Annotated in this window: 7 protein-coding genes and 1 pseudogene; 4 read left to right on the forward strand and 4 right to left on the reverse strand. The window is 58.7% G+C overall.

Features of this window, described 5'->3' with window-relative positions; genetic code table 11:
* Positions 1-15: 15 nt before the first annotated feature.
* From ACW4QM_RS00365 to nrfD, 3 genes are read left to right on the forward strand one after another with little or no spacing between them, the layout of a single operon-like run.
* Positions 16-2,220, forward strand: coding sequence for a molybdopterin-containing oxidoreductase family protein (locus ACW4QM_RS00365; protein ID WP_114548664.1), 2,205 nt, complete (start codon positions 16-18; stop codon positions 2,218-2,220).
* Entirely contained in the window at positions 2,220-2,762 is a 543-nt protein-coding gene (locus ACW4QM_RS00370; RefSeq protein ID WP_041714836.1) for a 4Fe-4S dicluster domain-containing protein, read from the forward strand. Before ACW4QM_RS00365 ends, ACW4QM_RS00370 begins: the two co-directional genes overlap by 1 nt.
* A gap of 5 nt (positions 2,763-2,767) precedes the next feature.
* Positions 2,768-3,667, forward strand: a complete 900-nt coding sequence (gene nrfD / locus ACW4QM_RS00375; RefSeq protein WP_451918305.1) for an NrfD/PsrC family molybdoenzyme membrane anchor subunit — start codon at positions 2,768-2,770, stop codon at positions 3,665-3,667.
* A gap of 230 nt (positions 3,668-3,897) precedes the next feature.
* Here the strand turns inward: nrfD and ACW4QM_RS00380 are convergent.
* Positions 3,898-4,876, reverse strand: a pseudogene (locus ACW4QM_RS00380) (M15 family metallopeptidase); the annotation flags it as partial.
* A 190-nt stretch (positions 4,877-5,066) separates the two neighbouring features.
* Here ACW4QM_RS00380 and ACW4QM_RS00385 point away from each other — a divergent pair.
* Positions 5,067-5,648, forward strand: a complete 582-nt coding sequence (locus ACW4QM_RS00385; RefSeq protein ID WP_237974669.1) for a very short patch repair endonuclease — start codon at positions 5,067-5,069, stop codon at positions 5,646-5,648.
* Between the two features lie 144 nt (positions 5,649-5,792).
* On the opposite strand, the gene ACW4QM_RS00390 is transcribed toward ACW4QM_RS00385, so the two are convergent.
* The 3 genes from ACW4QM_RS00390 to ACW4QM_RS00400 form a co-directional block, all read right to left on the reverse strand.
* Positions 5,793-6,086 carry a type II toxin-antitoxin system RelE/ParE family toxin gene (locus tag ACW4QM_RS00390; RefSeq protein WP_114548667.1) on the reverse strand — a complete coding sequence of 98 codons (294 nt, stop codon included), beginning with the start codon at positions 6,084-6,086 and terminating at the stop codon, positions 5,793-5,795.
* A gap of 2 nt (positions 6,087-6,088) precedes the next feature.
* On the reverse strand, positions 6,089-6,358 hold the full coding sequence (locus tag ACW4QM_RS00395; protein ID WP_114548668.1) for a type II toxin-antitoxin system RelB/DinJ family antitoxin: 270 nt from the start codon (positions 6,356-6,358) through the stop codon (positions 6,089-6,091).
* A 968-nt stretch (positions 6,359-7,326) separates the two neighbouring features.
* Complete coding sequence (locus ACW4QM_RS00400) at positions 7,327-9,060, reverse strand: hypothetical protein (RefSeq protein WP_302147993.1); 1,734 nt, start codon at positions 9,058-9,060, stop codon at positions 7,327-7,329.
* Between the last annotated feature and the right edge of the window lie 20 nt (positions 9,061-9,080).

A 9,080-nucleotide genomic window follows, 5' to 3' on the forward strand; every position in this document is an offset into this window, starting at 1 on the left:
GAGAGAAGGACCATTATGTCAGGACACGCTTTAACACGGCGCAGCTTTTTAGTTGGAAGCGCCGGGGTGGCTGCCGTGGCCGCCGGCGCGGGCCTTGTGAGCTTGTCGGTTCGCGGCGAAGCCGATGCTGATGCCGAGACGGATAAGCGAACCGAAGTGGTGCACTCGCTGTGCAATTCCTGCTCGAGCAAGTGCGGTTATTACGCCTACGTCGTAGACGGCGAGCTCACGAAGCTCATTGGGGATGAGGCCCATCCGAACGCGCAGGGCAAGTTGTGCGCGCGCGGGTACGGCTATTCCCAGATCGCCTATTCGCCCGATCGACTCACCGACCCGATGAAGAAGAACGAAAACGGCGAATTCGAAGTAATAGGATGGGATCAGGCGCTCAGCGAGATCGGCCAGAAGGTGAACGATATCATCGCGCAGTACGGCCCCGAGGCGCTTGCCATGGTGCAGGATCCGCGCCCGTCGGGCAAGTACTACACGAAGCGCTTCATGAACGCGCTCGGCAGCCCCAACGTGTACACGCACGGCGCCGCCTGCAACCTCTCCAAGGAGTCCGGGTTCACGCAGGCCATCGGGGCGGCCAACTTCGAATCGGATGTGGCCAACTCGAAGATGACGATGTTCATCGGCCGCAGCTATGCCGACGCCATCCGGCCCAGCTCGGTGGCCGCGCTGCAGCAGGCGCACGAGAACGGCGCGCACATCGTGCTGGTGGATCCGCGCCTGAACAACAGCATCGCTTTCGCTGACGAGTGGGTGCCCATCAACCCTGGCACCGACCTGGCGCTCATCTTGGCCATGTCCAACGTGCTTATTAATCGCGATCTCTACGATGCCGAGTACGTGGCGGCCAACAGTGTCGGATTCGACGAGTGGGCGAGCGCCATTGCGGGCTACACGCCGGAATGGGCCGAGGGCATCACGGGCATTCCCGCTGCCGATATCGAACGGCTGGCGCTCGAGTTCGCCGAGGCGGCCCCTGCGGCCTCCATCGAGCCGAGCTGGCGCGGTGCCTTCGGGTGCTCGTACGCGAACTCGGGCGAGACGGCGCGAGCGCTCTGCCTGTTCAACACGCTTCTGGGCTGCTGGAACCAGCCCGGCGGGGCGCTGTTCCTCCCCAGCGTGAAGGCGGGCGATCTCGATCCGGCGAAGTTCCCCGAGGTGCCGAAGGTCGAGGCGAAGATGTGGGGCGCCGAGGAGTACCCGCTGGCGCTCTCTTCCATGGGCACCAACCTCTACGTCGCCGAGATGGCGAAGGAGGGCAAGGTCAAGGGCCTGTTCTTCTACAACTCGAACATGGCGGCCGGCTATTCCAACCCCGCCCAGCTGGCAGAGGACTTCGCGAACCTCGATCTGATGGTCGTCGTCGACGTGCAGATGTCGGAAACCGCGATGCTGGCCGACTACGTGCTGCCCGAGTGCAGCTACCTGGAGCGTCGCGAGCTGCCCGAGTTCGTGGGCGGACGCGTGCCGGTTGTTTCCCTGCGCGATCAGGTGCTCGAGGTGATTCACCCCAACACGCGTCCGGTGGACGTGATTTTCACGCAGCTGGCCGAGGCGTGCGGCGTGGGGCAGTACTTCCCGTTCACCGTTGACGAGCTGGCCGACGCGCAGCTGCGCAGCGTGGGCACGAGCCTCGATGAGCTGCGCCAGGTCGGCACGATCTCGTTCCCCGAGAAGGCCTATGCCTACGGCAAGGTTCCCGAGTGGAAGACCCCGACGGGCAAGATTCAGTTCACGAGCGAGGCGTGCGAGGCGGCTGGATTGTCCGCGTGCCCGGTGTGGGTCGAGCCCCAGGTGATGCCGAACGAGACCGTCGGCGAGTTCCGCCTCATCGGCGGCAAGCAGGCCATCCACACGCATACGCAGACCGCCAACTGCGAGCCTTTGATGGACATCACGAAGTCCTACGGCCTCGACCGCATCTGGATCAACGCTGAGGTGGCCGAGCGTCTGGGCATCGCGGATGGTGACGAGGTCATTCTGTCGAACACGATGGCCGAGGGCCCCATCAAGGTGAAGGTGACCGAGCGCATTAACCCGACGGCCATCTACATGCCCTCGCACTATGGCTGCAAGTCTCCCGATCAGCGCACGGCCTATGGGGTTGGCTTGAACTTCATGGACTTCGTTCCCTTCCACATGGAACCGGCCTATGGCTCGGCCATGACGCAGGAGACGTTGGTTTCCGTGCAGAAAGTAGGTGAATGATGGCACGCTACGGAATGCTCATCAATACCAAGAAGTGCATCGGCTGCTATGCCTGCCGCACGGCTTGCCAGCGCCAGAACGACCTGCTTCCCGATGAGTCGTTCATCCGCTTTGAAGAGCGTGAAGTGGGCAAGTACCCCAACGTGACCGTGGAACACATCCCGCTGCAGTGCATGCACTGCGAGGACGCGCCGTGCGCGAGCGTGTGCCCCACCGGAGCCGCGCACATGGGCTCCGACGGCATCGTCGAAGTGGATCACGGCCGGTGCATCGGTTGTCTGTACTGCATGGCTGCCTGCCCCTATCAGGTGCGCACGCGCAATTCGAAGACGGGCGAGGTGGACAAGTGCCGCTTCTGCACGCTTTCTTCCTATGAGAACGGCACGAAGATGTGCTCGTGCGTCGATGCCTGCCTGACCGGTGCTCGCATCTTCGGGGATCTGGACGATTCCGATAGCGAGATTTCCAAGGAAATCGCGCGCACGGGTGCGGCCCCCATCGCCGGCGATCTGACCCGCGCCAAGATCTATTACGTGAGGTGATTGACATGATCTACGAACCCATCTGGGGCGCCATCATCGCGTGGTACCTCTTCCTGGCCGGCTTGGGCGGCGGCGCGTTCGCAACGGCAGTGTTCGTCCGCTACCGCCATCCGGATTGCAAGCGCCTCATGCGCGTCGGACGCCTTATCGCGCCGATCGTGGTTATCATCGGTCTGTGCTTGTTGATGTTCGACGCTGCCGCGGGCTTTGCTCATCCGCTGCGCTTCGCGCTTCTGCTTACGAACTTCGGATCGGTAATGACCTGGGGCGTGGTGTTTCTGGCGGTGTTCGTGGTCGTCGCGCTCATCGTGCTGGTGCTTGATTTGATGAAGCGCGAGGTGCCGATGTGGCTCGATTGCGTGGGGCTCGTCATGGGCCTGTGCGTCGCCATTTACACCGGCTGCCTGCTTGGCGTGTGCCAGGGATTCCCCCTGTGGAACAGCGCGCTTCTGCCGATTCTGTTCCTGGTGTCCGCCGTGTCCACCGGCATGGCCGCGGTGCTGCTCGTCGGCGTGTTCTATGCGCCCGATGAGTTCAACGAGGTGGTCGTCATGAAGAAGTTCCACTTCTGGCTGCCCGTCATCGAGTTCGTGTTGGTTGCTGCGCTGCTGTTCATCACGGCGTTCAACCCGAGCCCCGCCGGCTGGGAGAGCGTGATGTCGCTGGTGTCGGGCAATTGGGCCGTCGCGTTCTGGCTGCTGTTCGTCATCGTGGGCCTGGTGCTCCCGACGATTCTGGAATGCTGGATGCTGTGGCTGGCCAAGCACGAGTTCGAGACCTCGCGCACGGGCCAGATGATCAGCGCGCTGTCGGATGCGGGCGTGCTCGTCGGCGGCTTCATGCTGCGTCTGCTCATCGTGAGCGCGGCGGTGCCGATCACGATTGTTCAGCCCTGGATGCTGTAAGTTCTTGCGATACCCACTCCTTGCAAAAGGCGGCCTTAGGGCCGCCTTTCTTGTGGGACGGCTCGGCATTTTTGTTTCGCGGTTTCGGAGAGGGCAGGTTTCGGAGAGGGCGGCTGCGGAAGGGTGCAGTTGCGGAAAAGGAGCGGAGCGGCTTCAGGCCTGGACGTGGTACGTTTCGACGAGCCACTCTTCGAGGCAGAGACCGCTTTCCGCTATGTCGGAGGCGGCCTCTTTGCCGACGTAGCGGTAGTGCCAGGGCTCGTAGCCGATGCCGGTTGTGGCGCTTTTGTCCGTGGGGTAGCGCAGGATGAAGCCGTACTCGGTGCAGTGGGCCATGAGCCACTGCTGGGTGGCCGTGGATTCCTGGCCTTCGTCCAGTTCCAGGTAGTCAGCGTCCACGATGTCGACGGCGAGACCGGTTTGGTGCTCGCTGGCGCCCGGTGGGGCAACCCAGAATGCGGCGGCCTCCTCGGCTTCGGTGCCTTCCAGATGCTCCTCGCGCTCGGCTCGCTCGATGCGGTTTTCGAAGAGATTCTCCTGGTAGTCGTAGGTGCGGAAAGAGGAGCAGATGATGGGATGTGTGCCGGCGGCTTCGGCAGCCGTGAGCATGGCTGTGAGATCTTCGACGATGCGGGCATCCACTCGGTGGTTGACGTGGGGCTCCACCCAGCTTGCGTCGGGCAACTCGGCCAGATTGCTAGGCGCGAAGTCGGCGGCGAGGGGATGGTCGCGGTTCACGAGGCGCAGGTTCCAGGGTAGGTCTTCAAGCGTCGTCGGAGGCATTTCGGTATTGGTCGCGGCTGCTGACTCGGTCTCGGGAGAGGTCGTGGCGGCCGCTGCTGTCTCTGTGTTGGGTGAGGCGATCGTGCCGTTAAGCGGCGTTTCGGGTTGGGTCAGGGTACCGGATTCGGAAGGTACAGGCTGGGCGTGGGCGGCCGACCTGCGGGAGGAGAAATAGGCACCGTCGCCGACGACGAGCACGGCGGCCAATCCGCCGGCGAGCGCGATGAACTCGCGACGGTCGAGCGCGAATGGCGCGTTCGTCATGGGGCCTCCTCCTTCCTGGGTTCGGTGTTTCGTTTGGCTTGCCTTCGGCTGCTGCGTTGTCGCTTGGGGCTCGGTTCGCTTTTGGGGCGGCCGGCTCCGGCGACGTGTGATTGCCGCTGGAATGCGCCAGTTGCGACTGGCGAGCCGATGGGGGGCTCCCATGGTAGCGCTTGGGTTGCGCGCCGCGTGACAGCATTTGCAAAAAGACGCACACCTTACGCTTTCTTAATTGGAGTGTTCAGGGTTCCGCAAGCGGGAAGGCGCAGGCGCTATAATAACGGCCATGAAAAAGCCAACAGAGAAAACGAAAGAGACGATTGCGCAGGGCGATGCGGGCGATGCTCCCGACGGCGTGACTGATCGCGCAATCGAGGCGAGGGAGCAAGTCTTAGCGGCGGCTGCCGACGAAGACTCTGCAGAAGGCGAGGAGGGCGCTGAATCTCGCGTGCGCTTATCGAAGACGAACCGCTACGATTTCGGGGTTGTGTCGGCGGCCACTCACAAATCGATGCAGGGCAACAAGCGGCGCGACACGAAGCCGGAGGTGCTCGTGCGCCGCATGCTGCGCGAGATGGGCTTTCCCGGCTACCGCTGCGATTGGAGGAAAGCGCCCGGGCGTCCGGACGTGGCGTTCGTGGGGCGCAAGCTCGCCATCGAGATCCGCGGCTGCTTCTGGCATCGGTGTCCCGTGTGCAGCCTGTCGGTGCCCAAGAAGAACCTCGATTACTGGGAGGCTAAGTTCGCCCGCAACGTCGAGCGCGACGAGCAAAACCTGGCGGCGCTAGAGGCGGCCGGCTGGAAGGTGCTCGTGCTGTGGGAACACCAACTGAAGAAGAAAGAGCTGCCCGCCACGCGCCGCCTTCTCTACGAATTCGTGCGCCGCGAGGACGACCCCGACTACGATGAGGCTTTTCCGGTTTGCGAGGGGGAGTGAGCATAGCACTAGCTCGCTAATGTTCCAAGTTCAGAAAAGTGTGAACATGAGGTTAATTCCGGTTCAGAAAAATGCGAGAACAGGGTCTGAGTAAGCTCAGAAAAACAATATTGCCTGGTGGATTGCACAATCCTAAAGCACTTCCTATCCACTGAACAGATCGTCGTGGCCACCGGTTCTCTGAAAGTACGCCTGATCGTCGGTCTGCGCCCAAACAAGCAACCAGTCGCCAGCGTTTGCGACATGGCATTCCATGCTTCCCGACCACTCGCCTTTGAGCCGATGCATATTATGCCGGCGAACAAGTTCTGATCGGCTATCTGGGGTATCGGCGACCACCAATTCCACGACTTCTTTCAGAGGATCTAGCGCTACGTGCTTCTTCTTAAGGCGCTTAACGTCTTTCTGGAAGCGCGGGGTGTAATTGGCTCTCAGCACCGCTATGCTCCCATCGCCTCGAACATTTCTGATACGGTGGCGTAGCCCGGATCTCCCGATGCGATGAGTTCTTTCGTTTCCCTTATTGCCTCGCGAGACTCGAGATTAGGCGTTGGATATTCAAGCGTGAGGGGAATGCGCTGCTCGCGTACGATCTGACGGTAGAACGCGCGCGTGACTGATGAGAGATCGAAGCCGAAATCTTCCACGATGTTAGCTGCGGCGCGCTTGGTATCTTCGTCGACTCTCACCGTTACAGAAGCAGTTGCCATAGGACCGACCTCCTTTACTAATAGTAAGACAATTATATGCTTTTGTCTTGCATTGTTCAAGGATCTGCATCTGCTGACTGTGTTTGATGGGCTTGATATACTGCGAAATTGCCTGGCGCATCGTTGAGCGCTTCCGAGAATTTCGTAAATCACTATAGCCATTCACCAAACTTGAGTTACTCATATTTCTGGAAAATTATATTTCATAGTTCGGAGTTGCTCGTGATAATGAGCAATTATTACATCGCATTGATACGCGAGAGGATTCCAAATCACTCCCAATGGACGTCGATAACCAGCATTTCTCAATGTCCTTCTTCGCAGGGCTAACCGTGTCATATCAGTTATGACATGTTGTGCCTCCCTGCGCCGTTCCAAGAGCCCTAGAACATCTAATCGAATCTTGGGATTCACGACCTAATGAAAAATTTTTCGAAAAAGAGCCGCCCATAGGGTGCGCTCTTCGCGTTATGCGTAATAGGAGGTGAGGTTCAGGAATGTCGCACGGCGAAACACAGCAAGACAATGAAGATTACAGCAAAGCGAACCGAGCTACTACTAAAACAGAGACATCTATTTTGGTGGAAAAGTTCGTGGAAGACCATTACGACGAGGTGTTCCGCTATTACGCAAGGCGCCTTCCAAGCAAAGAGGATGCCCAGGATGCAACATAGGAAGTATTCCTCCGCCTTGGAATGACATTAGAATACATCTAACGTCACCTTGCAGAGAGGCTGGCATCGAAGCCCAATTACTTTCGAACGAATAAGGCAACTGTAATGACATTAGATGTGTTCTAATGTCATGCGGGCTTTCCGATTACCAGGCTCCTGATTCTGATGATATAGACGCAAACAATAGCAAGATTGAGGCCATATGGCGAAAGGACGATAGCCTCATAGTCGATGAATATAATGGCAGTCCTGCCAGCAGTTTGCGCGATTTGCTTCAGACAACAGCGGCAGAGGCTATTTCTCGACCACAGGCGGAATAAACTCCTCTATCGCACGTCTTAGTTTTGGGTGGTGTATGACGAAGTGTATTGATGGTACAAGCTCTTTCGACACCATAGCCCACCTGCCTTCGTGAATGCTGATCTGTAGGTTCCTGAACGTCTGTGAAGAAGTTTTCTCTACCTGATACCGAGGATGATCCGCTGCGAAACGGTCGGTATCCTCCAGGTGCGCAAGGTACTGCTCGTACGTGTACGCGACGCCCTTCTCGCAGAATGCGTTCGAAAGGTCGAGGTTCAACGGATAGACCTCGAACTCCTCTCTGGTAAGCAGCGGTATCTCGACATGGATCTCGCTAGTCTCAAGAATATGCACGACGCGCCGACGAGCCGAAGAGGCGGCATCGGCAATGCCGGCCGCCTCTTCTCCATCGAATCCAGACCTTGCAAGCATCTCCACCAGAAGGGACGCATCGATGGTGTAGAGCGGCAGCGAAGAGAGGATGCTCCTGCGCTTCCCGATTGTTTCTGAATCGACCTGCAAAAAAGCGTTGAACTCGTTCTTGTTGTCGATGCGGTAGATATCCATCAAGGGTCGCGCAGCGCTCAGCAGCTCCTGGGCTCGCGCCGTATAGTACCCCAACTCCTTCCTCGATTTGGTCAAATAGTATCTTCCCTCGGCATGGTGGCCCACAATGGCCTCACCGCAAAGGGCAGCGGCTCCGGAAACCTTCAGAAGATGCAGAAAAACGTTATTCGACGGCTCTTTGAGATAGAACGGAGAAATCTGGCCCGTCATGTACATGGGGATCCAGCTCTCAAGTCCCAGCATCATATCCTCGAAGGACCGGTTCAAGTCATGGATCTGATTCAGGTGAAGCCCCTTTTTCAGCATCATGGCCATGCCGAACATCCACTTCTTCGGGAATTCCGGATCCTTCGCCATCTCTCCCATGGGCATGTCGCTGTACATGATCACCGGCTCGGTTGATTTGGAGATCACGGTGGCCTTCAGGAAATCAAGTTCGCTTTCCATCATCTGGTCGAGACCGAAGTACGTCTTCGATGTGGGCATTTGGAACGGCACGGAAGGAACTTTCAGTTCGTCGAAGTGGATGGCCTTGATGTAGTCGTTCAGGTTGAACTCGTCGAGCTTGAACAGGAAATCCGACACGGGATGATCCCTATGGTCGCGATCGTCGAACAGCCACTCCATCAGCTTTTCGTACCGAACGGAGCTTTCCGCTAGCTCCTCTTCAGTGCAACCTAGCAGATGCGCCAGCACGGCTCTATCGCGAGCAGAGTCCCATTCTCGCGCCACGTACTCCGCCACCGACGATGCGAACTTTTCGGGATCCGATGGACGGCGCGAGCCATTGCGAAAGCGGAACACGGTCGAGGCATCGTAGTTTATATGGCGACAGAGCTTGCTGATGCCCACATCGAGCGTTGCAAGGAGGAGGTCGAAGTTCTCGAGGAGCCGATCGGCGTCGCGGGGGCGAAGGTCGGATGACTGCATGAACTGCTCACGCACTGATTCCGCGGTTATATCGCCAAGCTGCTTCTGCCGTGCCAGCTCGGCGATCGCAGAGCAGAGATTCTCAAAGGCGTCGGATTCCGTATCGGGGAGCCTCGACCCCGTACGATATCGGCTCAGAGTGGCGGCGGATACTCCCGACTGCTCGCTCACCTCTTTCGCCATGCAGTCGATCTGCTCGATATATGCATTCAGTTGTTCGTGAAACTTCATTTCGCGCTTTCTCGTTGCTT

This window comes from Adlercreutzia sp. CNCM I-6207 (assembly GCF_977072305.1).